A 22,766-nucleotide genomic window follows, 5' to 3' on the forward strand; every position below is an offset into this window, starting at 1 on the left:
GTCGTGCAGGCCGACGAGGAGTTCCTCGCGTCATTGAGGGTGGGCGAGGAGCGGTCGGGGACGGTGGTGCGGACGGAGAGCTTCGGGGCGATCATCGACCTTGGCGGACCCGTCGAAGGCGTGGTGTCCGTCGTCAATCTGGCGTGGCGCAGGTTCCGGCATCCGTCGGAGGTGGTGTCCGTGGGCGAGCGCGTGAAGGTGCGAGTGCTGGACATTGACGTCTCCCGGCGGCGCATCTCGCTCTCGCTCAAGGATCCGGACGGTGATCCCCTGCTCGCGCTCGCGGAGCGCGTCGGTGACGTAGTGGTCGGGACGGTGGCCAAAGCTGCGCCGATCGGAGTTTTCGTGGCGCTCGAGAAGGACGTGGAGGGGCTGTTGCCTCGCATCGGCGATGCAGTGCCTCCGCCGGTCGGCAGCGAGGTCCAGGTTCGCATCGTTGACGTGAACACGGAAGATCGTCGCGTTTCTCTGGCGCCGGCCGACAGGTGAGCCTTTTTTAAGGGCGTTCTGATCTCGGCGGATCAGGCGAGGCGTTGGTGTGCGTGGGAGGCCAGGGTGGTGGGGAGCCAGCCGCGTGATGCTAACTCGTCCACCAGTTGTAGGTAGGTTGCGTCGAATCGGCCGGGGGCGTGCGGGTCGATCGTTGCGCTTATGCGCACCATTTCGGCTGCTACGTCGGCTAGTCGGTGGGTGGGGGAGAGGGCCCATGCGGCGAGTATTGCTGCGCCTAGCGCTGGTTCTGGACGAGTGGGCAGCGTCACCGGGCGGTTGAGGATCGACGCTCGCAAGGAGCACCAGTACGGGCTTGCCGTGGCGCCGCCGGTGAAGGTGAGGGCGCCGTCGATGGGGGCGCCTAGGAGGTCTAGGTAGTCCAGACATAGACGCTCGATGTAGGCGACGCCTTGGAGTAGCGCCGCGTAACGGTCGTCCGGGCCGAAGTCGCCGAGGACGAAACCGCGGGCGGACGGTGCTGCGAACGGGAACCGTTCCCCGGACGCCGTCAGCGGATAGGCGAGTGCGCGTGCGGGCTCGTGCAGCGACGCGCGCCGGTCCAGGGCGGCGAGGTCGCGGCCGGGGAAGTCGCGGGCGAGGACGCCGCCGCCCGCGCCGGACGCCCCGCCGGGCAGCCAGCCGCCGTCCGGGCCGCGATGGGAGTAGACGATCCCGGACGGGTCCTGCACCGGGTCCGTCGTCACGCCCTTGAGGACGAGCGTTGTTCCCAGCGCGGAGTTCCACGAGCCCGCGCCGACCCGTCCGGACGCGAGCAGCGCCGCGCAGCCGTCCGTCGTTCCGGCGACGACGGGCACGCCGGGCGGCAGGCCGGTGGCCGCGGAGCCCGCCGCGCCGACCGCGCCGATCACGGTGCCGGGGCGCACCAGGTCCGGCAGCGCCGACGCGGGCACACCGAGGGCGTCGAGGACCTCGTGCGGCCAGCGGACGTCCCGCGTGTGCGCGCCCGTCTTCAGCGCGCTGTTGACGTCGGTCGGCACGGCGTGGCCCACGAGACGACGGTTCACGACGTCCACCGGGTGCGCCGCGCGACCGGACGGGTGCCGGTCGAGCAGCCACAGCAGCTTCGGCAGCGCCCACGCGGCGTGCATCCGCCGGTACCCGAGCGAATCCCACACCGCGCGGCCCACCTCGTTGACGCGCTCGACGTACGCGGTCGCCCGCGTGTCGTCGTACATCAGGGCGGGCGTCAGCGGACGGCCGTGGCGGTCGGTCAGCAGGATCGTCCCGGACGTCCCGTCCACGGCCACCGCACGCACCGAACCCGCGGGCACCGAACGCAGGGCGAGACGGCACGCCTCGACAGAAGCAGTCCACCACGCCGCAGGGTCCTGCTCGTGGCGCGGGCCGTCGCGCGAGCCGGTCAGCGGCACCGCGCCGTGTCCGGCGAGCGCGCCCGCGCGGCTGACGGCGACCGCCCGGACGCCCTGCGTCCCGACGTCCACGCCGAGGAAGACGTCCATCGCGCCCGATTATTCCTCGGTGTGCGGCGACCTCCCGGCGGCGACCTCGGCGAGCAGGTCCTCCTCGGAGTCGCCCTTGCGCCAGTAGCCGGTGAACGTCACCGTCCGCCGGTCCAGCCCGCGCTCCCCGACGAGATGGCGGCGCAACGCCCGGACGGTCCCGGACTCGCCGGCGATCCACGCGTAGTCGGGCACGGCGAACGCGGCGGCGGGGACGGCCTCGACCAGCGCGTCCGTCGCGCCGCGCACCAGCCACCGGACGGACGCGTCCGCGCGCGTCACAAGCTCCTGCCGGTCGTCGGCGTGGCGGACCTCGATCCACACGTCGGCGGCCGTCCCGGCGGCCAGGTGCTCCAGGATCCCGCCGATCGCGGGCAGCGCCGTCTCGTCGCCCGCGAGCAGGATCCGCGCGGCGCCCGGCGGCGGACGGAAGTCCACCCCCGCGTTGTCGCGCTCGGTCGGCCCGAGCACGGTCACGCGGTCGCCGGGCTGCGCCAGGCACGCCCACCGGGACGCGGGGCCGGTGTCCCCGTGCAGCGCGAAGTCCACGTCGATAGAGCCGGGCCGCTGCGCGCGGACGGTGTACGTCCGCATGATCGCCCGCTCGCCGGGATCGAGCCCGCGCCACGCCCCGAACCAGTCCTCCTCGGCCACCGGCACGAGAGGGGCGGCCTGGTGCCGGTGCGGCAGGAACAGCTTGATCCGCTGGTCCCGGCCGCCGGACGCGAGGCCGTCCACCCCGGCGCCGCCGAACGTGACGCGCCGCATCGTCGGCCCGAGCCGGACGCTCCGCAGCACCCGTAGATCAAAAAACGCGTACGTCATGCCACCTTCTTCGCGTTGCGGATGGTCGTGGCCAGGCGCTCCAGCAGCGGCGCGCAGCCCGCGTAGGAGAAGCGGGGCTCGGCGTCCCACGGGACGACCTGACCGGCGCGCACGGCGGGCAGCCGCTTCCACGCCGCCTTGGACCCGAGGTCCTTCGGCTGCAGGGCCTGGGTGCGCGCGTCGAGCAGGACGACGTCGGCCTTGTACTTGTCGGCGTTCTCCCAGCTCAGGTCCTCGAAGTAGCCGTCCTTGCCGACGTGGTCGGGCTGGATCAGCTCGACGCCGAGCTGCTTGTAGTAGAGGAGGTCGCTGTTCTTGCCGGGGTTGGACGCGTAGAACAGGTCGGGGCTCGCCGACGCCGCGAGGACCTTGACGCCGGGGTTGGCGCGCACCGCGTCCCGCACCGCCTGGACGGCCTTGTCGAACCGCGCGCGGGCGGCGGTGACCGCAGGGGACTTGGTGTCGGCGCCGAGCGCGCGGGCCAGCGCCGCGTAGTGCTCGATCGGGGTGGGCAGCGGCACCGCGCCGGTCGCGATTCCGGCCGACGGCGCCAGCTTGAAGATCTTGTCCTTGCTCTCGGCCGGGACGTAGAACAGGTCCGGCTGGACGAACACGTGGTCGACCAGCAGCTCGGGGCGCAGCGCGGCGTACTTCTCGATGTTGAACTCGCCGTACGCGTTGCCGATGATCGTGACCTTGTTCACGTCGACCTCGCCGACCTGCGGGTCGCGGCTGCCGTCCTTGCGCTTGGCCGGGCCGTAGACCCCGACGATCTGGTCCACGACGCCGAAGTCGTGCAGCGCGGCGGCGGCCCCGACGTAGGCGACGACCCGCTTCGGCCGCGCCTTGAGCGAGATCTTCGTCCCCCGGTCGTCGGTGAACGTCCAGCCCGCGCCGCCGGACGCGTCGGAGCCGCCGTCACCACAGGCGGCGAGGAGGGCGGCGAGGGTCAGGCCGCCGCCGGCGGACAGCAGGCCGCGGCGGGTGAGGTGTGCGGGCATGGTGCGTTCCAATCTCGTGCCGATCCCGGGGCCCGGTGCGGACCCCGGATGGCGAGTTAGGTTAACCTAACCTAAATCTGATCACCACGGGCAGCCCCCTCGGAGCACCATGTCGTCCCTCGTCCCGTCCGTGCGCGCCCCCGCCGCCGGACCCGCCGCCGCGCTGGCGACGCTCGCCGCGGTCGTCGCGCTGAGCCTCGCGGTCGGCGCGCGCCCGCTCTCGCCCGGCGACGTGTGGGCGGGCCTCACCGATCCGGCGTCGCCCGCGTACACCGTCGTCCACGACATGCGACTGTCGCGCACGCTGCTCGGCCTGCTCGCCGGGACGGCCCTCGGCCTCGGCGGCGCGGTCATGCAGGCGCTCACCCGCAACCCCATCGCCGACCCGGGGCTGCTCGGGATCAACGCGGGCGCGTCCGCCGCCGTCGTCAGCGCGATCTCGCTGCTCGGCGTGACGTCCTTCCTCGGGTACGTGTGGTTCGCGTTCGCGGGGGCGGGGATCGTCGCCGTCCTGCTCTACGCGGTCGGCGGCGGACGCGGCGCGACGCCCGCCCGGCTCGCGCTCGCCGGGGCCGCGCTGAACGCCGCGCTGTACTCGTACGTGAACGCCGTCGAACTGCTCGACACCGCGTCGCTCGACAAGATGCGGTTCTGGACGGTCGGCTCCCTCGCCGCCGCGCAGGGCTCGACGATCTGGCGGGTGCTGCCGTTCGTGCTGGCGGGAACGGTCCTGGCGCTGGCGCTCGCCCGGCCGCTCAACGCGCTCGCGCTCGGCGACGACACCGCGCGCGGCCTCGGCGCCGACCCCCGCCGCGCCCGGCTCGCCGCGATCGTCGCGATCACGCTGCTGTGCGGGTCGGCGACGGCCGCGTGCGGGCCGATCGTGTTCGCGGGCCTGATGGTGCCCCACCTCGTCGGCGCGCTGACCGGGCCGGACCTGCGCCGCCTCTTCCCGTACTGCGCGGTGCTGGCGCCCGCCGTGCTGCTCGGCGCGGACGTCCTCGGACGCGTCGCCGCCCGGCCCTCCGAACTCCAGGTCGGCGTCGTGATGCTCGTCGCCGGCGGGCCGTTCTTCCTCTACTTCGTCCGGCGGCGCACATGACCGTCCTGCGCACCGGAAACGTCGCGGTCCGGTTCCGTCCGCGTGCCCTGGCGGTGACGGTCCTGTGTCTCGCGGGCGCGGCCGTCCTCGCGATCGTCATGATCGGCAGCGGCGACTACCCGATCGGGTTCGGCGCGGTCGTGCGGGTGCTGGCCGGGCACGGCGACCCGGCGGACGCGTTCATCGTCCGCGAGCTGCGGCTGCCGCGCGCCGTCACCGCGCTCGCCGTCGGCGCCGCCCTCGGCCTCGCCGGGGCGGTGTTCCAGTCGCTCGTCCGCAACCCGCTCGGCAGCCCGGACATCCTCGGCTTCGGGCAGGGCGCGGCGACCGGCGTCCTCGCGACGATCGTGCTGACCGGCGCGGGCGGGCTCGCGGTCGCGGGCGGCGCGGCGGCGGGCGGCGCGCTCGCCGGGATCGCGATCGCGCTGCTGGCCGGACGCGGCGGACTGCACGGGCAGCGGCTCGTCCTCGTCGGCATCGGCGTCGCCGGGATCCTGACCGGCGTCAACGGCTACCTCATCACCCGCGCGCAGATCATCGACGCCGCGCGCGCCGCGCTGTGGCTCACCGGCAGCCTGGACGGCCGGGACCTCGGCGACGCGGGCCCCCTGCTCGTCGCCCTCGCGGTGCTCGTCCCGCTCGTGCTGGCGTTCGGCGCGCGTCCGCTGCGGATGCTGGAGATGGGCGACGACGCGGCGCGCGGGCTCGGCGTGCGGGTCCGGGCCGTCCGGGGCGGGGCGCTCGCGGCGGCGGTGCTGCTCGTCGCGTTCGCGGCGGCGGCGGCCGGGCCGGTCGCGTTCGTCGCGCTCACCGCGCCGCCGCTCGCGCGCCGCCTCACCCGCTCGGCCGGGCCGAACCTCGTCGCGTCGCTGGCGATGGGCGCGCTGCTGCTGGTGGCGAGCGACCTCGCCGGGCAGCGCGCGGTGCCCGGCCACCAGGTGCCGGTCGGGGTCGTGACGGGCCTGCTCGGCGGCGGGTACCTCGTCTGGCTGCTGGTCATCCAACGCAAGTCCGGAAGGATCTGACATGAACGCGCGGCTGCGCGGCGAGGCGCTGACCCTCGCCTACGACCGGCGGACGATCGCCGAGAACCTCGACGTCGCCGTCCCGGACGGCTCGTTCACCGTCATCGTCGGCCCGAACGCGTGCGGCAAGTCGACGCTGCTGCGCGCGCTCGCCCGGGTGCTGAAGCCCGCGGCGGGCGCCGTCCTGCTCGACGGGCGCGCGGTCGCCGACTGGCCCGCGCGCGAGCTGGCCCGCACGCTCGGCCTGCTGCCGCAGTCGCCGATCGCGCCCGAGGGCATCACGGTCGCCGACCTCGTCGCGCGCGGCCGGTACCCGCACCAGGGCCTGCTGCGGCAGTGGTCGCGCGAGGACGAGACGGTCGTCGCCGAGTCGATGGCGGCCACCGGCGTCGCCGCGCTCGCCGACCGGTCCGTGGACGAGCTGTCGGGCGGCCAGCGCCAGCGCGCGTGGATCGCGATGGCGCTCGCGCAGCGCACCCCGATCCTGCTGCTGGACGAGCCGACCACGTTCCTCGACATCGCCCACCAGATCGACATCCTCGATCTCTGCGCCGACCTGCACGAACAGGGCCGGACGGTCGTCGCCGTCCTGCACGATTTGAACCACGCCGCCCGGTATGCGACGCATCTCATAGCGATGGCCTCCGGCCGGGTCGTCGCGGCGGGGCCGCCCGCCGAGGTCGTCACGTCCGCGCTGGTGGAGGACGTGTTCGGGCTGCCGTGCCAGGTGATCGACGACCCGGAGACGGGGACGCCGCTGGTCGTCCCGGCCGCGCGGCGGCGGTCGGCGGCCCCGGCGAAATAGTTGTAGGAGTACGATGGTTATGTGAATAAAACCATCTAGGGAGCGCCGATGCCCGACCTCAGCCCGCGCCGCCGCCTGCTCGTCCTCGCCCTGTGTTGTTCCAGCCTCCTGATCGTCAGCCTCGACAACACGATCCTCAACGCCGCGCTGCCCGCGCTGCGCCGCGACTTCGACGCCTCGATCTCCGGGCTCCAGTGGACGATCGACGCCTACCTGATCGTCCTCGCGTCCCTGCTCCTGCTGTCGGGCGCGACCGCCGACCGCGTCGGCCGCCGCCGCGTCTTCCGGACCGGGCTCGTCCTGTTCACCGTCGGGTCGCTGCTGTGCAGCCTCGCGCCGGGCCTCGGCTGGCTCGTCGCGGCGCGCGTCGTCCAGGCGGTCGGCGGGTCGATGCTCAACCCGGTCGCGATGTCGATCATCACCAACGTCTTCGCCGAACCGCGCGAACGCGCCCGCGCGATCGGCGTGTGGGGCGCGGTCGTCGGCGTCAGCATGGCCGCCGGGCCGATCGTCGGCGGGCTGCTGGTGGACGGCGTCGGCTGGCGCGCGATCTTCTGGCTCAACCTGCCGATCGGGATCGCCGCGTTCTTCCTGACCGGGCGGTTCGTCCCCGAGTCCCGCGCCGAGCAGCCGCGCCGCGCCGACCCGCTCGGCCAGCTGGGCGCGATCGTCCTGCTCGGCGGGCTCTCCTACGCGATCATCGAGGGGCCGGGCCTCGGTTGGACGGACCCGCGCGTCCTCGGGGCCGCCGTCGCCGCGCTCGCCGCCCTCGCCGCGTTCGTCGTCCACTCCCACCGCGCGCCCGAACCGCTCATCGACCCGCGCTTCTTCCGCAGCCTGCCGTTCAGCGGCGCCACGCTCATCGCCGTGTTCGGGTTCGCCGGTTTCGCCGGGTTCATGTTCCTCAGCAACCTGTACCTCCAGGGCGTCCGGGGCATGTCCGCGCTGCACGCCGGGGTCTACCTGCTGCCGATGGCCGCGCTGAGCGCGCTGCTCGCCCCGCTGTCGGGACGGCTCGTCGGCACGCGCGGCCCCCGGCTCCCGCTCCAGATCGCCGGCGTGTCCCTGCTCGCGTCCGGCCTGCTGTTCGCCGTGTTCGACGCCGCCGCGACGACCGGGCTGCTGCTGACCGCGAACGTCCTGTTCGGGATCGGGTTCGGGATGCTCAACGCGCCGATCACCAACACCGCCGTCGCCGGGATGCCGCGCTCGCAGGCCGGGGTCGCGGCGGCCGTCGCGTCCACCAGCCGCCAGGTCGGCCAGGCGCTCGGCGTCGCGGTCGTCGGCGCGGTCGCGGGCGGCGTGTCGGCCGATTTCGCCGCCGCCGCCCGCCCGGCATACTGGGTGCTCGCCGGCTGCGCGACCGCGGTCCTCGTCCTCGGCACCGTCACGACGGGACGCCGTGCCGAGCGCACCGCCGCCCGCACCGCCGCGCTGTTCGAACCGTCCCCGATCCCGGTGAAGGCCCCGTGACCGATCCGCACGACCTCGACCCCGCGACGCGCGCGTGGCGGAACCTGCGCGTCCTGTTCCACGAGCGCAACGACATGCGCCGCGAGGTGACCGAGGAACTCGGCATGAGCTTCTTCCGGATCAAGGCGCTGCGCCGCATCGCGAGCGAACCCCGCACGCTGCGCGACCTCGCCGTCGAACTCGCGACCGACCGGCCCTACACGACGCTGCTCGTCGACGACCTCGCCGAACGCGGCCTGGTCGAGCGGCGGCCCAACCCCGCCGACGGCCGGTCCAAGATCGTCACCGTGACCGAGGCGGGCCGGGCGGTCGCGGCCCGGGCCGAGGAGATCCTCGGCACCCCGCCGCCCGCGCTGCGCGCCCTGCCGCCCGAGGACCTGGCCGCGCTCGACCGCATCGCCGCGCGGCTCGTCGGCGAGGACTGACCGCGCGTCAGGACGGGCGGCTGTTGCCCGCGTCGGTGTCCATCCGCGCCCAGTCGGCCTCCCACAGCCGGTACCGGACGCGGTCGCACCGCGCCCGCAGCGCCCAGTACGCCAGCCCGACCGGCACCACCGCGCCGAGCCCGCCGACGACCCCCGCGTACGCGGCGTCGGTCACCGTGCGGCTGTGCGGACGCGGCCGGACGGTCGGCATTCCGTCCCGGTCCATCCAGACCAGGCGGCGCTCGCCGACCTCGGCGTCCTTCCAGGCGGGGAGCGTGCCGGTGCGGCGCTGCCCGTCCGGACCCGTCCAGACGCCCTGCACGGTCTCGTGGACGTACCGGTCGCCCGTCGTGCCGAGCCCGCCCGTCGCGGTGACCGTCACCGGGACCCGGGTGCGGCCCGCGCGCTCGGCCCGCTCGGCGTCGCGGCCCGCGACGTAGGCCCAGCCGCCGAGCCAGACGGCCGTCGCCGGGACGATCACGAGCGCGAACAGCAGCAGCCCGGCGGCGCAGTACTGCTGGACGCGGTCGATGTGGCGGAGCAGGGGGTTGCGGGTGAACCCGAGAGCGCGACGGAACCGTCCGCGCCGGACCCGCCGCAGCGCCCGCCGCGCGCGGCGCCGCTCCGGGCCGTCACCGGAAAAACGCATCGCCCTCACCTCCCCGGGGAGTCTCCCGGTAAGAGGCATGTTGCCTTCTTCTCCCAGAGTATTCCGGCCGGCGCCGAACGAACAGGCCCAGCGGACAGGGGACCGTGCCCGGAACGTGACGCACCGGCGCGCGTCAGGCGGCGGCGGTACGGCGGATCCGGCGGCGGCGCCGTACTCTCGGCGCCGGAACGGCCGCCGGGACGGTGTGCTCCCGCACGAAGGCGCCGACCTCGTGCAGCGCCGCCAGCCCCTCGGGGACGAGATCGGCGAACACCTGGAAGACGTGGACCTGCCCCTCCCACACCTGGAGCCGGCACGGCACCCCCGCCGCGGACAGCTTCGCCGCCATCAGCTCGGCGTCCGGCAGCAGCATCTCGGTCGACCCCACCTGGATCAGCACCGGCGGCAGCCCGGACAGATCGGCGTTCACCGGCGAGAGGGCCGGGTCCAGCGGCACGACGCCCTCGGTGAGCAGTTCGGCGAGCCGCCGCACCCGGCGCGCGGGCAGGTAGGCGTCGGTCCGCGCGTTCGGGTGCGCGGCCTTGGCCGTGTGGTCCAGGTCGGTCAGCGGCGCCATCGCGACGATCGCGGCCGGGCGCGGCAGGCCCTCGTCCATGGCCCGCAGCGTCGCCGCGAACGCCAGGAACCCGCCCGCCGAGTCGCCCGCGACGACGATCCGCGCCGGGTCGTGGCCCTGCTCCAGCAGCCAGCGGTAGGCGTCCACGCAGTCCCGCACCGACACGGCGAGCGGCGCCGCCGGAAGCTGCCGGTAGGCGACCGACAGCGCGGACGCGCCCGCCGCCGCCGAGATCCGCGCGACCATCCGCCGGTGCGTGCGCAGCCCGCAGCAGAAGAAGCCGCCGCCGTGGAAGTACAGGACGACCCGGTCGTCGGAGGCGCGCGGCGCCCGCACCCACTCGGCGCGCACGTCCCCGGCCCTGACACGTTCCACGCGCGCCCAGCGCGGCGTCGGCAGCGCGACCGGGGCGGCGAGGTCGAGGGCGAACGCCGGGCGCAGCCCGCGCTGCCCGAGCGGCCACAGCGCGAGGACGGGGGCGGCCGTGAGCTTCAGCCCGCGAGCGGTCAGCCGGGCGCGGACCGTCGTCCCCGGCCTGTGTTCCACGAGCGGATCCATCGGCGTTCTCCCCCGTGAGCGGACGGGCCGACTGACCCCTCGGTCAGCCGGATCGCAAGCCTGAACCCGCTGTCACGGGCCTGTCAAGAGCTGATCGGCCGACGGCCGGGGCGCCGGGACCTCCGCGCGGCGGCCGGGTGCGGCCAGCGCGACCACCGCGCCGAGCGCGCACAGCGCCGCCGAGATCCAGAAGATCTCCTGGTACTCGGTCCGCAGCGCGTCCTGGAGCTTCTGCGTGTAGACGGCGAGCGCGGCGTTGTACTCGCTCTTGGACATGAACAGCGGCAGCGGCGGCTGCAGATGGGCCGTCAGCGTGTGGAACCGGCGCAGGCCCCACGCCGTGAGCGCGGAAATGCCGAGGAGCATCCCCATCATCCGCGCGACGACGACCGCCGCCGACGCGATCCCGAACTGGGCGGCCGGGACGGTCCGCAGCACGGCCGAGGACACCGGCGCGATCACCAGGCCGAGGCCGAGTCCGGTCACGACGAGATCGACCGCCATGCGGGGGAGCGGGCCGTAGGACGCGGCCGTCATGTCGGCGGGCCAGTTCGCGATGAGCGCGTACCCGCCCGCCGCGACGGCCATCCCGACGACGAGCGGGGTGCGCTCGCCGATCCGAGCCGTCACGAGGCCCCCGAGCACCGCCGCCACGAGCAGCGCGCCGAGGAACCACGCCAGCCTCAGCGCGCCGCCGAGCGCGTCCTCGTCCAGCAGCGTCTGCGCGACGAGCTGCACGTCCACCAGCGTGACGATCAGCGCCGCGCCGGACAGGAAGCTCACGCCGAGCGTCGCGAACAGCGGGCCGCGCCGGGTGCCGGTCAGGTCGAGCAGCCGCGTCCGGGCGCGGATCTCCCACAGGACGAACAGCGCGAGGACGACGGCGCCCGCGACCAGCGTCGGGACGCCCCAGGACGGCAGCGCGGACTCGTCCGGCGCGGGGTTGTAGACGCCGACGACCAGCAGGCCGAGCCCGGCCGCGAGCAGCACGCCGCCGACGACGTCGATGCCGGGCCGGTCGGCGGGCGCGGGCCGTCCGTTCGGCACGGTGAAGTGGACGGCGACCAGCGCCAGCACGACCACCGGCACGTTGATCCAGAAGATCAGCCGCCAGCTCGCCGCGCTCGCCAGCGCCGCCCCGTACAGCGGGCCGAGCGCGCTGCCCAGCTCCTGCGCTGACCCGATCGCGCCGAGCACGACCGGACGGCGCTTCTCCTCCCACAGGTCGCCCGCGAGCGCCATCGTCACCGGCAGCAGCGCGCCGCCCGCCATGCCCTGGACGGCGCGTCCGATCGTCATGACGAGCACGCCGTGCGGCGCCGCGGCCAGCGCGGTCACCACCGAGCCCGCCGCGAACACGACCAGGCAGGCTTCGATGACGCCGCGCCGCCCGAGCCGGTCCGACAGGCGGCCGAGCAGCGGCATCGCGGCGACGTAGCCGAGCAGGAACCCGGTGACGACCGGCGTGATCCGCTCCAGGTGGTCGACCGGGAGCTTCAGGTCGCGCAGGACGGTGACGAGGATGGTCGTGACGACGTAGGCGTCCAGCGCGGCGACCAGGACCACCGCGCCGCCGACGCCGATCGCCAGCCGCCGCCGCTCCATCACTTGGGCGCCGTGAACTTGTACGGCTTGTCGAACTCGGTGAAGTCGATCGTGAGCTTGCCGGTGCCGCCCTTGGCGCCGGGCAGGTCGCCCGTGATGCGCAGGAGGCGGTGGGTGCCGTCGCCGATCCAGAGCTTGCCGGTCACGTCCTTGTCGATGCCCGGGATGAGGCCCGCGAGGACGCCCTTCGGCAGCGCCCCCCGCACCCGGTGCGCCTGCTCGCCGTTCACCTTCTCGGTGCCCTCCTCCTTCGGCGCGGTCACGGAGGTGAGCAGCTTGGCCAGGCCGCGGTTCGGGTCCAGGACGGCCGACGGGTCGTACAGCGACGCCGCCATCGTCTTCGGGACCGTCCGCCAGCCGCCCGTGACGGCCTTCAGGTAGAAGCTCTGGCCGACGGACACGATCCGCATCTCGACGACCTGGCTCGACTGGGCGATCTGGAGCGTGCCGTCCGCGTCGCCGTTCTTGAGCAGCTTCATCTCGCCGCCCCGGACGATCACCTGCGGCTCGCCGTCCGTCGTCAGCTTGAACCCGATGCTGGACAGTCCGGACATCGTCTGCGCCGCCTGCCGCAGCGTCCCGGACGCGTCCGGCTCGTTCGCGGTGGCGTTCCCGCCGTCGCCGCCGTCCGAGCAGGACGTGACCGTGACCAGGGCGATCATCAGTGCGGCGGCGCCGGCGAAGCGGCTTCGGAGTCTCGACATGGCCGGGACCTTACCGGCCGGTCGTGTCCCGCGTCACTCCGCGTGAAGGACGATGCGGGGTCATCCTCAAGGGCTACCCGGCGGCCGGGCGGAGGCGGCGGGCCCGGAAGCCCGCCGCTCCGCGACGTAGGGCGGGTGGGACTTGAACCCACGACGGGCGGATTATGAGTCCGCTGCTCTGACCGGCTGAGCTACCGCCCCAGCAACTGTTCTCTGACCTGTGCGGACAGAGCGACGGGCCGCCGTCGCGCCGAGGAACACGGGTGAGCGAGCACAGTATTTCGAACCCCGAGGGCTCGCGCCGAGTCTAGGAGACCGGAACGTGCAGGCGCCATTCGGCGGATCCCGGCTATTGCGCACCAGAGGACGGAAAAAGTGTCCGACCCTCGTCGTACCGTGGTACGCGGGGTTCAGGGGAAGGGGGCCGGCCTTGAAGCTGCTCACCGCTACCAAGATCACGCAGGGGTACCGGCAGAACGACTTCGACTGGTGCGTCGAGGGGGAGCTCGTCCACATCGGGGTCGTGTGCGCGCGGGACGAGGGGGATCCGGACGGCGGCTGCGGGTGCGGGCGCGCGTTCGCGGGGCTCAACTCCCATCGCGCGACGACGACCGCGATGGTCCGGGAGGTGCCGGGGTTCACCGAGGAGGACTATACGGAGGCGGTGCGCAGCAGCCTCGAACAGCAGGGGTACGACGCGTCCAACGCCGAGCACGAGGCGGCCGGGCTGCGGGCGCTCGTCCGCGACTGGCCGGTGGGGGCGATCGTGGAGCGGCGGCTGGACGAGATCGTGGTGCGCCAGGTCGCCCGTCCCTGATCGTCAGCCTGACCGTCAGGTCGTCGCGCGGCGTAGGTCGCGCAGCGGGGTGAGCAGGAGCGGCGCCAGCAGAGCGAGCGCCGCTCCGGCCAGCGCGGCGGACGGGTCGGGCCCGGCGCCCGCGACATGGGCCAGGACCGCTCCGGCGTCGGCGGCGGTCGCCGCGAGCAGGACGAGCACGCCGAGCCGCAGCCGGGCGGGCCGGGGCGCGACGACGGCGTCCGCGCCGAGCACGGTCACGAGGCGGCAGCACTGCAGGGCGCCGAGGGCGAGCGCCGTCCACCAGCACGCGAGGACGGCCCCGCGCGCCCAGCCCGGCACGCCCGCCGTGTGGCCGGCCGTGGGGCCGGACGTGTGGACGACCGCGACGGCCAGGGCCGCGAGCGCGGCGGGCGGGGCGCCCCGGACGGTCGCGTGCCGGGCGAAGGCGGCGAGCGCGGCGGGACGCGGCAGCGGCACGATCAGCGCGAGCCCCGCCGCCATGCCCAGCGTGCTCGCGGTCAGCGCCGCCGAGCGGCCGGTGCCGCCGAGCGCGTCGTCGGTCTCGGTGGCGACGTGCGTGACGAACCAGCACAGCGCGGTGACCGTCACGGCCATCGCGGACGCGCGCAGCCGCCGCTCGGCGGGCGACCGCGCGGGCCAGACCGCCGGATGCAGCCACAGGTCGGCGGCGCGCAGCAGGGCGTCCGGCCAGGAGCGGCGGCCCGCCGCGCGGATCTCGTCCTCCAGGCCGGGTCCCCAGCGCTCGCGGACGGGCGGCGGGTAGAGCGCGGCGAGCAGCCGGGCGGGGGTCATGCCCGCGGTCATGACGGCGCCACGCCGAGGCTGCGGAGCCCGGCCGCCGCGACGCGCGCCATCGCGCGCAGCTCCTCCTCCAGGACGCCGCGGCCGGCGTCGGTCAGCCGGACGGGCCGCTGGCGTCCGTCCCCGTCCAGCGCCTCCACCAGGCCCTTCGCCTCCAGCCTGGTCAGCGCGCCGTAGAGGCTGCCCGGCCCGAGCCGCCGCCCGGTCAGCTCCTCGATCGCGGTGTTGACGGCGTACCCGTGGCGCGGGCCGTCGGCGAGCACGCACAGCACGAGCGTCTGCGCGTCGTTGATCTGCATGGCGACGATGTTACTACGCGCCAAGTACTACGCGCCGTGTACTATGGCGGGCATGGTCGAGACTTCGCCGCGCGGCGCCGTCCGCGCGCTCCTGATCCAGCTCGTCACCGCCCTGGCCTTCACCGCGTTCGCCGTCGCCACGACGCAGGTCGACGCCGTGCGGGCCGGCAGCCCGTGGCGGGACGACCCCTACACCGGCGTGGTGGCGTTCACCCAGTTCCTCGTTCCGGTCCTGGTCGCGCTCGCGGGGGCGCGGGCGCTGCTGCGTAGCGGCGACCCGCGGCCGGGCGCGCGGCTCCGGCAGCTCGTGCGGGCCGGGATCGTCGCGTCGGCGCTGGCCGGCGCGACGGTCGCCGTCGACTGGATCGCGGTGGCGCTCCGCGCGGACCGCGCCCTGTGGAACGGCGTGACGCCGTGGCTGGTCGCCGCCCTGGCGGTGCTGTCCGCGCTGGTCGTGGCCGGTGTCGTGGCGGGGCTCCGGGTGCCGGACGGTCCGGACGACGGCGACTGGCTCGACGACCTGCCCGCGCTGACCGCCCTCGTCGCGCCGCGCGTGCCGCGCGTCCTCCGGGCGCCGGTCGTGGGGCTGGGCCGCCCCGGCGCGCTCCGGTTCGTCCGCGCGCACGCCGCCGGGCTCGCGGTCGCGGCCGGGTTCGCGGGCGGGCTCGCGGCGGCGACGGCCCAGGCGGTCGGCGAGCACGGGACGACCCCGGTCCTCTTCCTCACCTTCGTCGCGATCGGGACCGGCGGGTTCTCCGGCGCGGCGCTGCTCGTCAACCGGGTGCTGCGGCTCGTCCGGCCGACCGCCCCGGCCAGGCGCGCACCGGCGGTCGCGGCGGTCGCCGCCCTGCTGGCCCTGCCCGGCGCGGCCGTGCTGCGGGACCCGCTGCGCGCGGCGGCCGGGCTCCACGGGCCGGTCGACACGCCCGCTCAGCTCGCGGCGGTCACCGTCGTGGGCGCCGCCTGCGCGGGAGTGCTCGCGTTCGCGGCGGCGTCCGTCCTGCCCCGGGCGGGCCGCCGGGCGTGACGTACAGTGCGGGGCGTTGACCCGGGACGGAAGGAGGCGGGCGGATGCTGGTCGCGTTCTCGGTGACCCCGCTCGGCACCGGCGAGGACGTCGGCGAACTGGTCGCGGAGGCGGTGCGGGTCGTGCGCGCGAGCGGGCTGCCCAACCGCACGGACGCGATGTTCACCACGATCGAGGGCGAATGGGACGAGGTGATGGCCGTCGTGAAGGCCGCCACCGACGCGGTCGCCGCCCGCGCGCCCCGCGTGAGCCTCGTCGTGAAGGCCGACCTCCGGCCCGGGACGACCGGCGCCCTCGACGCCAAGGTCGCCACGATCGAACGCCACCTCGCCGGCTCCTGACCCGCGTCAGGCGGGCAGGAGCAGGTTCGTCAGCTGGGCGGGGAAGTCGGGGTCGGGGCGGAGGCCGCGGAAGACCACGCGGGACCAGATCGTCCCGATGACCGCGTCGGCCAGCAGGAGCGGGTCGGCGGCGGGCGGCAGCTCGTCGCGGGCCACCGCGCGGGCGAAGACGGGGTGCTCGGGGCCGAGGCGCGTCGCGAAGAAGGCGCGGACGTGGAACGCCAGCTCGGGATGTTCGGCCGCCGCGCCGAGGATCGCCAGGGCCGCGTCGGCGGCGGGCGGCGTGGTGAGCAGGTCAAGGAAGGCGCGGGCCAGGGCGGCGAGGTCGGCGGCGAGCGAGCCCGCGTCGGGGACGCGCAGGTCCAGCGGCATCTCGCGGTCCAGCGCCGCGCCGACCAGCGCCGCCTTGGACGGCCACCACCGGTAGATCGTCGTCTTGTTGACGCCCGAGCGCGCGGCGGCGCCCTCGATCGTCAGGCCCGCGTACCCCCGCTCGGCGAGCAGGGCGAGGACGGCGTCGAAGATCGCCGAGGCGTTGCGTGGCGGCATGGCCGCAGCCTAGCGAGAACGCCACGCAACGTTGCGTCGCGGCGCCGGGCGCACCCGCCCGGCAGCGGCGCCGCGAGCTGTTCGTCCCGCCATGTCGGCGTGAGCGCAGCGCGACGGGTGCCGTGTCATCCGCGCGCTACCGGGCTCAGCCGCACCGGAGCGGCGCCGCGAGCCGTTTGTCCCGCCGTGTCGGTGCGAGCGCAGCGCGACGGGCGCCGTGCCGTCCGCGCGCTAGCGGGGTCAGCCGCAGGGGAGCGGCGCCGCGACCTGTTTGTCGTGCCGTGTCGGGCCGTGCGAGCGCAGCGCGACGGGCGCGCCCGTGACGGCGGACGCAGCCTCGGCCGGGTCGCCGAGCGCCGCGTACACCGGACGGGCCCGCAGCAGCCGCGCCGTCAGTTCCCGCGCGGGGAGCGCGGGGAGGCGGGTGACGTGTTCGGGGCCGTCCGGGCCGGGCCAGGTGTAGGCGGTGCAGCGCAGCAGGTCGCGGCGGCGGGCGGCGACGTCGAGGTGGGTGACGGCGAGCGCGTCCACGCCGCCGCAGGCCGTGACCGCGTAGCGCAGCGCGACCTCGTCCAGATGGCCGACGCGGAAGACGCCCTGCCAGAGGCCCGTTCCGTTGTGCGGGTCGGGGAGCCCGGCGGTCAGGGCCGGGTCCTCGGTGACGAACGGGCCCGGGCCGTGCCGCGTCGCGTAGGCGCGCAGGACGCCGAGGCGGACGGCGTCCGCGCCCGCCTCGGCGAGCAGGGTCTCGGCGTTCGCGAACGTCGTCGTGGACCACGTCGTGTAGGGGTCGAAGCCGTGGTGCTCGTCCAGCAGGACGCCCTGCGCGCCCTCGAACACCACCGGTCCCGAGCGCAGCAGCCCGGTCAGGAACGACGCGTCCACCAGCCGCACGCGGGCGCCGAACGCCTGGAACGCCGCCGCGCAGTCCTCGACGGGCGGGACGGGCGCGCCGCCGGGGAACTCGGCGAAGTACCGGTCGCGCAGCAGGGTCAGCAGGCGGCGCAGCCGGGCGGGGGAGCGGCAGTCGGCGGTGCGCGGCGCGTCGTCCGGGGCGGCCAGGGCGTACGCGGCGGTCTCGCCGACGCCCATGCCGCAGGAGCCGTGCCGTCCCGCGCCGCGCGCCGTCTCGCGCGCCCGGTTCAGCGCCCGGTGGTACGGCGTGGTGAGCAGGGCGGCGGCGTCGACGGTCAGCCGGTCGAGCGCGTCGGGGACGCCGACGGACGCCAGGTGCGCCGCCTCGGCGGCCAGCGCCAGCGGATCGACCAGCATGAACCGCGACAGGTGCGTCCGGACGCCGGGCGTGAACGTCCCCGAGCCGAACTGCGCGAACGTGTGGTGCCGTCCGTCCGGCGTCACGACGTTGTGCGCCGCCTGCGCGCCGCCGTTGAACCGGACCACCGCCGTGACCGGCCCGGTCGCGCAGAGCCGGTCCACGACGGTGCCCTTCCCGGCGTCGCCGAACCCGAGGTCGACGACGATGACGTGCCGCGTCACAGCCGGGTCGTCGCGGCGGGGCCGGCGTCGGGGTCGAGCCCGGGCGGCGCGGACGACCGGACGACCGGCGCCCGCGACGCGTCCAGCCGCGCCAGCGCCCGCGACACGGCCGGACCCGCTGCCGATCCCTGCTCGGCGAGGTGGTCGAGGCCCGCCGCGAGGTCGATGGCGTCCTCGCCGAGCCCGACGGTCAGCGCGATCGTCTCGCAGACGGCCTCCGGATCGTCCAGGTAGAGGACGTTCTGCCCGAGCAAGTCCTGCCAGAAGTCGCGCAACCGCGGGTCGTCGGTGTGGAAGGCGCCCTCGGGGATGATGAAGTACAGGTCGTAGAGACGCTGCACCTCGCGGATCGTCTCCTCGATCGGAATGTCGGCGCCGAGGCGCGTCCCGATCAGCTTGGACACCTCGCGCGCCTTGACCTGCGGGTACGCCAGCTCGTCCCCGATGAGGAACAGGTAGCCGCGCTTCCCGCGCTTCTCGACGCAGTCCAGCGCGGTGTGCCGGGCCATGAAGTGCAGCGCCAGCTCGTACGACTCGCGCATCTGCCCGCCGCCCCCGCCCTCCAGCAGGATGCGGCCGAGGTCGTCGTCCATGCGGTTGTCGGCCTCGAACTGGCCGATCTGGAGCGGCGCGCGGTCGCAGGTCGCGTCGCCGACCGCGCCGAACAGGATGTGCGGATCGGTGACGTAGCCCTTGCGTAGCAGCAGGCCGAGCAGCCCCGGCAGCTTCTGCTGGAGGGCGCGCGGGACGGCGCCCATCGAGCCCGTCACGTCGAACAGGACGCCGATCGCCAGCGACTCGGGGTGGTCGTCGGAGTCGCGGCTCTCGCGCAGGACGACGCCCTTCGGGTCGAGCGACGGGTGGGTGCGCGCCGCGCCCGAGTCGCTGTAGGCGAACGCGCTCGCGCCGGTGGACCGGCGGTAGTTCTCGGCGGCGGTGTAGACGTCGGTGGACCAGTGTCCGCTTCCCATGGGGGTCTCCTTACTTTCCGGGCATCGTGAACGGGCGGAACCGGCGGGGGCCGTAGAGCCGTTCGAGGACGTCGTCCAGTTCGCCGAGCAGGCGCCAGGCGTCGTCCGGACGGGCGGTGGGCGCGGGCAGGGTGCAGCCGCGCGCGAACCGGACGAGCGCGTCCGGCGCCGCGTCGCCCATCAGTTCGGTCATGCAATGTGTGGCGAGGTAGATGTCGGTGGCGGGACCGGCGGGGAGCTTCCCGATGACCTCCGGCGGGTACCGATCGGCGTAGCGGGCGACGAGCGCCGGGATGCGGTCGCCGTCCGCGGCGCTGTAGCACCAGTCCACGAGCACGACGCCGTGGTCGGCCGGGTGGATGAGGACGTGCTCGGGCAGCACCGCGCCGTGGACGACGCCCGTCCGGTGCGCGAACCCGAGCCCGACGAGCAGCCGCCGCCACATCCACGCGACGTCCCGGGCGTCGAGGCCGCCGGGGTGAGCGGTGCGGACGTCGGCAAGCGTGACGAACCCGTCCAGCCGGGCGAGCGCGTTGACGCGGCGGTCCGCGCCGGTCGCGGCGTCGCGGTGCCGGAACGACTCGACGAGGCGCGGCACGTACGCGCGGTACTTGCGCTCGCCGCGCGCGAGGCGGCGCAGCGCGTCGGCCTCCCGTTCCAGCAGGTCGGAGTCGGCCGGGTCGCGCGGCATCTTGAGCAGGACGTCGTCCGCCTCGTACAGCGCGCACAGGTCGCCGCGCGCGGCGAGCGGGCCCAGCCGGTACGTCCGCTTCGGGGTCGTCAGGACCTCGCCGTGGTAGCGCCGCCACAGATCGCCGAGCCGGACGAAGCCGTGCCGGTCGCCGCCGCCGGGCGCGTCCGGGTGCAGGACGCGGGCCAGCCGCCGGTAGACGCGCGCCGCCTCCGCCTCGTCCGCGCCGAACACCTCGCGCGGGTCGTGGTCGAGCAGCCGCAGCGCCTCGGGGACGGTCATCGGACCTCGTCCTCCCGGCCCGGCCGCAGCAGCGCGGGGTGCAGCAGCCGCGCGTCGCCCGCGCGGTAGAGGCGCGGACGGGGCCCGCCGCGCCGTCCGGGGGCGTCCGAGGTGCCGCCGGTGCCCGCCACGAACCCCGGGACGGACAGGACCTTCCGGTGGAAGTTGCCCGCGTGCAGTTCCTCGCCCCACACCGCCTCGTAGACGGCGCGCAGCTCGGGGATCGTGAACTCGGGGGCGCAGAACGCGGTCGCGAGCGGCGTGTACTCCAGCTTGGCGCGGGCCCGCTCCAGGCCGTCGGCGAGGATCCGCGCGTGGTCGAACGCCAGCTTGCGCGTGGTGCCGGGCGGCTGCGCGCCGGTCTCGGTGAGGCGGAGGTCGGCGATGGGCGTCCAGGCGGCGTCGGCGGCGTCCCCGCCCGCCGCCGGGCCGGGCAGCTCGGGCGCGAACGCGAGGTAGGCGACGGACACGATCCGCATCCGGGGGTCGCGGCCCGGCGCGCCGTAGGTGCCGAGCTGTTCGAGGTGGACGCGGGCGAGGGCGCCGTCGCCCGCCGCGAGGCCGGTCTCCTCGCCGAGTTCGCGGACGGCCGCGTCCGGCAGGTCCTCGCCGTCGGCGACGACGAACCCGCCCGGCAGCGCCCACTGGCCGGCGAACGGCGGGTGCCCGCGCCGGACGAGCAGCACCGCGAGCGCGCCGTCGCGGATCGTCAGCGCGACGACGTCCACGGTCACCGCGACGGGGTCGTAGGCGCGCGGGTCGTAGGACGCGAGGAAGTCCGCCTCGTCCATGTCGTTCTCTCCTTGAGTCTAACTCGAACTGAGAACAACATAGCGGCCGGGTGTGACGGATGTCCAGTCCGTTCCCCGCTGGCGGCGGCCCAAGATCAATGACACGGTGGAGACGCCGCAGGCCGTACTTTCCAGGAGGAACCGCGTGTCCCTTCGTACGCTTCGACTCCCGGCGCTCGCCCTCGCCGCCGGAACCGTCCTGGCCGCCGCGCTCGCCGCGCCGTCCGCCGCCCGGGCGCCGGACAAGCAGCCCGTCGCGACCGGCTACGGCGGCGCGGTCGCGACCGTCGACCTCGACGCCAGCCGCAGCGCGCTGGAGGTCCTGAAACAGGGCGGGAACGCCGTGGACGCGGCCGTCGCCGCCGCCGCGACGCTCGGCGTCACCGAGCCGTTCGTCGCCGCGATCGGCGGGGGCGGCTACCTGACGTACTACGACGCGCGGACCCGGACCGTCCACACGTTCGACGGCCGCGAGACCGCGCCGCGCGCGATGGGGCCGGACGCGTTCGTGGACCCCGCGACCGGCAAGGCCCTCCCGTTCGACGAGGCCGTGACGAGCGGGCTCAGCGTCGGCGTCCCCGGCACGGTCGCGCAGTGGGACCGCGCGCTGCGCGCTTATGGCTCCCGCAGCCTCGGGACGCTGCTGCGCCCCGCCATCCGCGTCGCCGAGCACGGCTTCACGGTGGACCAGGAGTTCCACGACCAGACCGCGATCAACCAGGCGCGGTTCGCCGACATCGTTCCGACGCGGAAGCTGTTCCTGCCGGACGGTCAGCCGCCCGCAATCGGAACAACGTTCCGGAACCCCGAGCTGGCCGCGACCTACCGTGAGCTGGCGCGGCGCGGGCCGTCCTGGCTGTACGGCGGCGAGCTGGGCCGCGAGATCGCCGCAACTGCCGCGAACCCGCCCGTCGACCCGAAGGCGACGCGCAAGGTCCGCCCCGGCCTGATGACGACGGCCGACCTCGCCGCGTACCGGGCCCTCGCGAAGGACCCGACGCACGTCACCTACCGGGGCCTGGACGTCTACGGCATGGCGCCGTCGTCGTCCGGCGGCTCGACGGTCGGCGAGGCGCTGAACATCCTGGAGAACTTCAAGCTCAGCCCGAAGGACCCGGTCGCCGCGCTGCACGCGTACCTGGAGGCGTCCAAGCTGGCCTTCGCCGACCGGGGCCGCTACGTCGGCGACCCGGCGCAGGTGGACGTCCCGCTGAAGCAACTGCTGTCCAAGGGCTTCGCGAAAGAACGCGCCTGCCTCATCGACCCGGCCAAGGCGGCGCCCGCGCCCGTCGCGCCCGGCACCCCGGACGGCGCCTACGGCGGCTGCGCGAAACCGGCGGCGCAGAAGGCCGCGCTCACCTACGAGGGCCCGCAGACCACCCACCTCGTCGTGTCCGACAAGTGGGGGAACGTGGTCGCCTACAACGTGACGATCGAGCAGTTCGGCGGCAGCGGCCTGACCGTCCCCGGCCGCGGGTTCCTGCTCAACAACGAGCTGACCGACTTCTCGCTCCAGCCGCCCGCCCCCGGCGCCGCGCCCGACCCGAACCTGCCCGGCCCCGGCAAGCGCCCCCGCAGCAGCATGGCGCCGACGATCGTCCTGGACCACGGCCGGCCCAAGCTCGCCGTCGGCACGCCCGGCGGATCCACGATCATCACGACCGTCCTGCAAATCCTGCTGAACCGCCTCGACCTCGGCATGGCCCTCCCCGAGGCGCTGGCCGCCCCCCGCGCGACGCAGCGCAACACCCCGCAGGTTTTCGCCGAGCCCGCGTTCATCGACCGGTACGGCAAGGCGCTGGCCGCGCTGGGCCACGACGTGCAGCTCTACCCGAGCCCGCCCGTCGGGACGATCGGCGCCGCGACCGGCCTGGAGTTCCTGCGCCCGGGCGTCGTGCAGGCCGTCGCCGAGCCGACGCGGCGCGGCGGCGGAAGCGCCCTGGTGGTCCATCCGGCGCGGTGACGGAGGCCGGGC

24 protein-coding genes and 1 tRNA gene are annotated in these 22,766 nt (G+C 75.0%); 10 read left to right on the forward strand and 15 right to left on the reverse strand.

Annotated features, from left to right (window positions below; translation table 11 throughout):
* The first annotated feature begins 3 nt into the window (after window positions 1-3).
* Entirely contained in the window at window positions 4-489 is a 486-nt protein-coding gene (locus GQ466_RS07115) for a S1 RNA-binding domain-containing protein (protein WP_161101903.1), read from the forward strand.
* Window positions 490-521: 32 nt separating this feature from the next.
* Here the strand turns inward: GQ466_RS07115 and GQ466_RS07120 are convergent, their stop codons facing one another.
* The 3 genes from GQ466_RS07120 to GQ466_RS07130 are packed head-to-tail and all read right to left on the reverse strand — an operon-like array spanning window position 522 to window position 3,799.
* Complete coding sequence (locus tag GQ466_RS07120) at window positions 522-1,973, reverse strand: FGGY-family carbohydrate kinase (RefSeq protein ID WP_161101904.1); 1,452 nt, start codon at window positions 1,971-1,973, stop codon at window positions 522-524.
* Window positions 1,974-1,982: 9 nt separating this feature from the next.
* Window positions 1,983-2,798, reverse strand: coding sequence for a siderophore-interacting protein (locus GQ466_RS07125; protein ID WP_161101905.1), 816 nt, complete (start codon window positions 2,796-2,798; stop codon window positions 1,983-1,985).
* Window positions 2,795-3,799 carry an ABC transporter substrate-binding protein gene (locus GQ466_RS07130; protein ID WP_202419994.1) on the reverse strand — a complete coding sequence of 335 codons (1,005 nt, stop codon included), beginning with the start codon at window positions 3,797-3,799 and terminating at the stop codon, window positions 2,795-2,797. The genes GQ466_RS07125 and GQ466_RS07130 overlap by 4 nt, the downstream gene beginning before the upstream one ends.
* Before the next feature lie 109 nt (window positions 3,800-3,908).
* On the opposite strand from GQ466_RS07130, the gene GQ466_RS07135 reads away from it, so the two are divergent.
* The 5 genes from GQ466_RS07135 to GQ466_RS07155 are packed head-to-tail and all read left to right on the forward strand — an operon-like array spanning window position 3,909 to window position 8,629.
* Window positions 3,909-4,901: a FecCD family ABC transporter permease gene (locus GQ466_RS07135; RefSeq protein ID WP_161101907.1), complete on the forward strand. Its 993-nt coding sequence runs from the start codon at window positions 3,909-3,911 to the stop codon at window positions 4,899-4,901.
* Window positions 4,898-5,926, forward strand: coding sequence for a FecCD family ABC transporter permease (locus tag GQ466_RS07140; RefSeq protein ID WP_161101908.1), 1,029 nt, complete (start codon window positions 4,898-4,900; stop codon window positions 5,924-5,926). Before GQ466_RS07135 ends, GQ466_RS07140 begins: the two co-directional genes overlap by 4 nt.
* Before the next feature lies 1 nt (window position 5,927).
* Window positions 5,928-6,731, forward strand: coding sequence for an ABC transporter ATP-binding protein (locus tag GQ466_RS07145; RefSeq protein ID WP_161101909.1), 804 nt, complete (start codon window positions 5,928-5,930; stop codon window positions 6,729-6,731).
* Between the two features lie 48 nt (window positions 6,732-6,779).
* Entirely contained in the window at window positions 6,780-8,204 is a 1,425-nt protein-coding gene (locus GQ466_RS07150; RefSeq protein WP_161101910.1) for an MFS transporter, read from the forward strand.
* Window positions 8,201-8,629 (forward strand): MarR family winged helix-turn-helix transcriptional regulator, encoded by a 429-nt coding sequence (locus tag GQ466_RS07155; RefSeq protein ID WP_337193350.1) that lies wholly within the window; start codon window positions 8,201-8,203, stop codon window positions 8,627-8,629. Before GQ466_RS07150 ends, GQ466_RS07155 begins: the two co-directional genes overlap by 4 nt.
* A gap of 7 nt (window positions 8,630-8,636) precedes the next feature.
* On the opposite strand, the gene GQ466_RS07160 is transcribed toward GQ466_RS07155, so the two are convergent.
* The 5 genes from GQ466_RS07160 to GQ466_RS07180 form a co-directional block, all read right to left on the reverse strand.
* Entirely contained in the window at window positions 8,637-9,278 is a 642-nt protein-coding gene (locus GQ466_RS07160) for an Rv1733c family protein (protein WP_161101911.1), read from the reverse strand.
* Between the two features lie 133 nt (window positions 9,279-9,411).
* Window positions 9,412-10,401, reverse strand: coding sequence for an alpha/beta hydrolase (locus tag GQ466_RS07165; protein ID WP_337193351.1), 990 nt, complete (start codon window positions 10,399-10,401; stop codon window positions 9,412-9,414).
* An 84-nt stretch (window positions 10,402-10,485) separates the two neighbouring features.
* The gene (locus GQ466_RS07170) at window positions 10,486-12,018 is read right to left on the reverse strand and encodes an MFS transporter (protein ID WP_202420260.1); all 1,533 of its coding nucleotides are present in this window, start codon (window positions 12,016-12,018) and stop codon (window positions 10,486-10,488) included.
* Window positions 12,018-12,722, reverse strand: coding sequence for an LppX_LprAFG lipoprotein (locus GQ466_RS07175; protein WP_161101914.1), 705 nt, complete (start codon window positions 12,720-12,722; stop codon window positions 12,018-12,020). Before GQ466_RS07175 ends, GQ466_RS07170 begins: the two co-directional genes overlap by 1 nt.
* A gap of 127 nt (window positions 12,723-12,849) precedes the next feature.
* Window positions 12,850-12,923 (reverse strand) — tRNA-Ile (locus tag GQ466_RS07180).
* Between the two features lie 229 nt (window positions 12,924-13,152).
* Here GQ466_RS07180 and GQ466_RS07185 point away from each other — a divergent pair.
* The gene (locus GQ466_RS07185; protein WP_161101915.1) at window positions 13,153-13,539 is read left to right on the forward strand and encodes a DUF7715 family protein; all 387 of its coding nucleotides are present in this window, start codon (window positions 13,153-13,155) and stop codon (window positions 13,537-13,539) included.
* Window positions 13,540-13,554: 15 nt separating this feature from the next.
* On the opposite strand, the gene GQ466_RS07190 is transcribed toward GQ466_RS07185, so the two are convergent.
* Together GQ466_RS07190 and GQ466_RS07195 are read right to left on the reverse strand one after the other, a co-directional pair.
* Window positions 13,555-14,346 (reverse strand): hypothetical protein, encoded by a 792-nt coding sequence (locus GQ466_RS07190; protein ID WP_161101916.1) that lies wholly within the window; start codon window positions 14,344-14,346, stop codon window positions 13,555-13,557.
* Window positions 14,343-14,642, reverse strand: a complete 300-nt coding sequence (locus GQ466_RS07195) for a PadR family transcriptional regulator (protein WP_161101917.1) — start codon at window positions 14,640-14,642, stop codon at window positions 14,343-14,345. Before GQ466_RS07195 ends, GQ466_RS07190 begins: the two co-directional genes overlap by 4 nt.
* 52 nt (window positions 14,643-14,694) lie before the next feature.
* Between GQ466_RS07195 and GQ466_RS07200 the strand changes: the two genes are divergently transcribed.
* Together GQ466_RS07200 and GQ466_RS07205 are read left to right on the forward strand one after the other, a co-directional pair.
* Window positions 14,695-15,669: a hypothetical protein gene (locus GQ466_RS07200; RefSeq protein WP_161101918.1), complete on the forward strand. Its 975-nt coding sequence runs from the start codon at window positions 14,695-14,697 to the stop codon at window positions 15,667-15,669.
* Between the two features lie 44 nt (window positions 15,670-15,713).
* A complete protein-coding gene (locus GQ466_RS07205) occupies window positions 15,714-16,010 on the forward strand; it encodes an MTH1187 family thiamine-binding protein (protein WP_161101919.1) in 297 nt (98 codons plus the stop codon).
* Window positions 16,011-16,016: 6 nt separating this feature from the next.
* Here the strand turns inward: GQ466_RS07205 and GQ466_RS07210 are convergent, their stop codons facing one another.
* The 5 genes from GQ466_RS07210 to GQ466_RS07230 form a co-directional block, all read right to left on the reverse strand.
* On the reverse strand, window positions 16,017-16,559 hold the full coding sequence (locus GQ466_RS07210) for a TetR/AcrR family transcriptional regulator (protein WP_161101920.1): 543 nt from the start codon (window positions 16,557-16,559) through the stop codon (window positions 16,017-16,019).
* Window positions 16,560-16,799: 240 nt separating this feature from the next.
* Window positions 16,800-18,056 carry an adenylosuccinate synthetase gene (locus tag GQ466_RS07215; RefSeq protein ID WP_337193352.1) on the reverse strand — a complete coding sequence of 419 codons (1,257 nt, stop codon included), beginning with the start codon at window positions 18,054-18,056 and terminating at the stop codon, window positions 16,800-16,802.
* Window positions 18,053-19,027, reverse strand: coding sequence for a hypothetical protein (locus tag GQ466_RS07220; RefSeq protein WP_161101921.1), 975 nt, complete (start codon window positions 19,025-19,027; stop codon window positions 18,053-18,055). Before GQ466_RS07220 ends, GQ466_RS07215 begins: the two co-directional genes overlap by 4 nt.
* Before the next feature lie 10 nt (window positions 19,028-19,037).
* Complete coding sequence (locus GQ466_RS07225) at window positions 19,038-20,000, reverse strand: molecular chaperone DnaJ (protein WP_161101922.1); 963 nt, start codon at window positions 19,998-20,000, stop codon at window positions 19,038-19,040.
* On the reverse strand, window positions 19,997-20,791 hold the full coding sequence (locus tag GQ466_RS07230; protein WP_161101923.1) for an NUDIX hydrolase: 795 nt from the start codon (window positions 20,789-20,791) through the stop codon (window positions 19,997-19,999). The genes GQ466_RS07225 and GQ466_RS07230 overlap by 4 nt, the downstream gene beginning before the upstream one ends.
* A 145-nt stretch (window positions 20,792-20,936) precedes the next feature.
* Between GQ466_RS07230 and ggt the strand changes: the two genes are divergently transcribed.
* Window positions 20,937-22,754 carry a gamma-glutamyltransferase gene (ggt, locus tag GQ466_RS07235; RefSeq protein ID WP_161101924.1) on the forward strand — a complete coding sequence of 606 codons (1,818 nt, stop codon included), beginning with the start codon at window positions 20,937-20,939 and terminating at the stop codon, window positions 22,752-22,754.
* The last annotated feature ends 12 nt before the right edge of the window (window positions 22,755-22,766 follow it).

Source organism: Actinomadura rayongensis, from assembly GCF_009831215.1.
Classification (GTDB): domain Bacteria; phylum Actinomycetota; class Actinomycetes; order Streptosporangiales; family Streptosporangiaceae; genus Spirillospora; species Spirillospora rayongensis.

What these genes read in the sequence shown, in the direction of transcription:
- GQ466_RS07120 (WP_161101904.1), bottom strand. Translation starts at nt 1,973, where the DNA reads ATGGACGTCTTCCTCGGCGTGGACGTCGGGACGCAGGGCGTCCGGGCG.
- GQ466_RS07125 (WP_161101905.1), bottom strand. Translation starts at nt 2,798, where the DNA reads ATGACGTACGCGTTTTTTGATCTACGGGTGCTGCGGAGCGTCCGGCTC.
- GQ466_RS07130 (WP_202419994.1), bottom strand. Translation starts at nt 3,799, where the DNA reads ATGCCCGCACACCTCACCCGCCGCGGCCTGCTGTCCGCCGGCGGCGGC.
- GQ466_RS07135 (WP_161101907.1), top strand. Translation starts at nt 3,909, where the DNA reads ATGTCGTCCCTCGTCCCGTCCGTGCGCGCCCCCGCCGCCGGACCCGCC.
- GQ466_RS07140 (WP_161101908.1), top strand. Translation starts at nt 4,898, where the DNA reads ATGACCGTCCTGCGCACCGGAAACGTCGCGGTCCGGTTCCGTCCGCGT.
- GQ466_RS07145 (WP_161101909.1), top strand. Translation starts at nt 5,928, where the DNA reads ATGAACGCGCGGCTGCGCGGCGAGGCGCTGACCCTCGCCTACGACCGG.
- GQ466_RS07150 (WP_161101910.1), top strand. Translation starts at nt 6,780, where the DNA reads ATGCCCGACCTCAGCCCGCGCCGCCGCCTGCTCGTCCTCGCCCTGTGT.
- GQ466_RS07160 (WP_161101911.1), bottom strand. Translation starts at nt 9,278, where the DNA reads ATGCGTTTTTCCGGTGACGGCCCGGAGCGGCGCCGCGCGCGGCGGGCG.
- GQ466_RS07170 (WP_202420260.1), bottom strand. Translation starts at nt 12,018, where the DNA reads ATGGAGCGGCGGCGGCTGGCGATCGGCGTCGGCGGCGCGGTGGTCCTG.
- GQ466_RS07175 (WP_161101914.1), bottom strand. Translation starts at nt 12,722, where the DNA reads ATGTCGAGACTCCGAAGCCGCTTCGCCGGCGCCGCCGCACTGATGATC.
- GQ466_RS07190 (WP_161101916.1), bottom strand. Translation starts at nt 14,346, where the DNA reads ATGACCGCGGGCATGACCCCCGCCCGGCTGCTCGCCGCGCTCTACCCG.
- GQ466_RS07195 (WP_161101917.1), bottom strand. Translation starts at nt 14,642, where the DNA reads ATGCAGATCAACGACGCGCAGACGCTCGTGCTGTGCGTGCTCGCCGAC.
- GQ466_RS07200 (WP_161101918.1), top strand. Translation starts at nt 14,695, where the DNA reads ATGGTCGAGACTTCGCCGCGCGGCGCCGTCCGCGCGCTCCTGATCCAG.
- GQ466_RS07205 (WP_161101919.1), top strand. Translation starts at nt 15,714, where the DNA reads ATGCTGGTCGCGTTCTCGGTGACCCCGCTCGGCACCGGCGAGGACGTC.
- GQ466_RS07210 (WP_161101920.1), bottom strand. Translation starts at nt 16,559, where the DNA reads ATGCCGCCACGCAACGCCTCGGCGATCTTCGACGCCGTCCTCGCCCTG.
- GQ466_RS07220 (WP_161101921.1), bottom strand. Translation starts at nt 19,027, where the DNA reads ATGGGAAGCGGACACTGGTCCACCGACGTCTACACCGCCGCCGAGAAC.
- GQ466_RS07225 (WP_161101922.1), bottom strand. Translation starts at nt 20,000, where the DNA reads ATGACCGTCCCCGAGGCGCTGCGGCTGCTCGACCACGACCCGCGCGAG.
- GQ466_RS07230 (WP_161101923.1), bottom strand. Translation starts at nt 20,791, where the DNA reads ATGGACGAGGCGGACTTCCTCGCGTCCTACGACCCGCGCGCCTACGAC.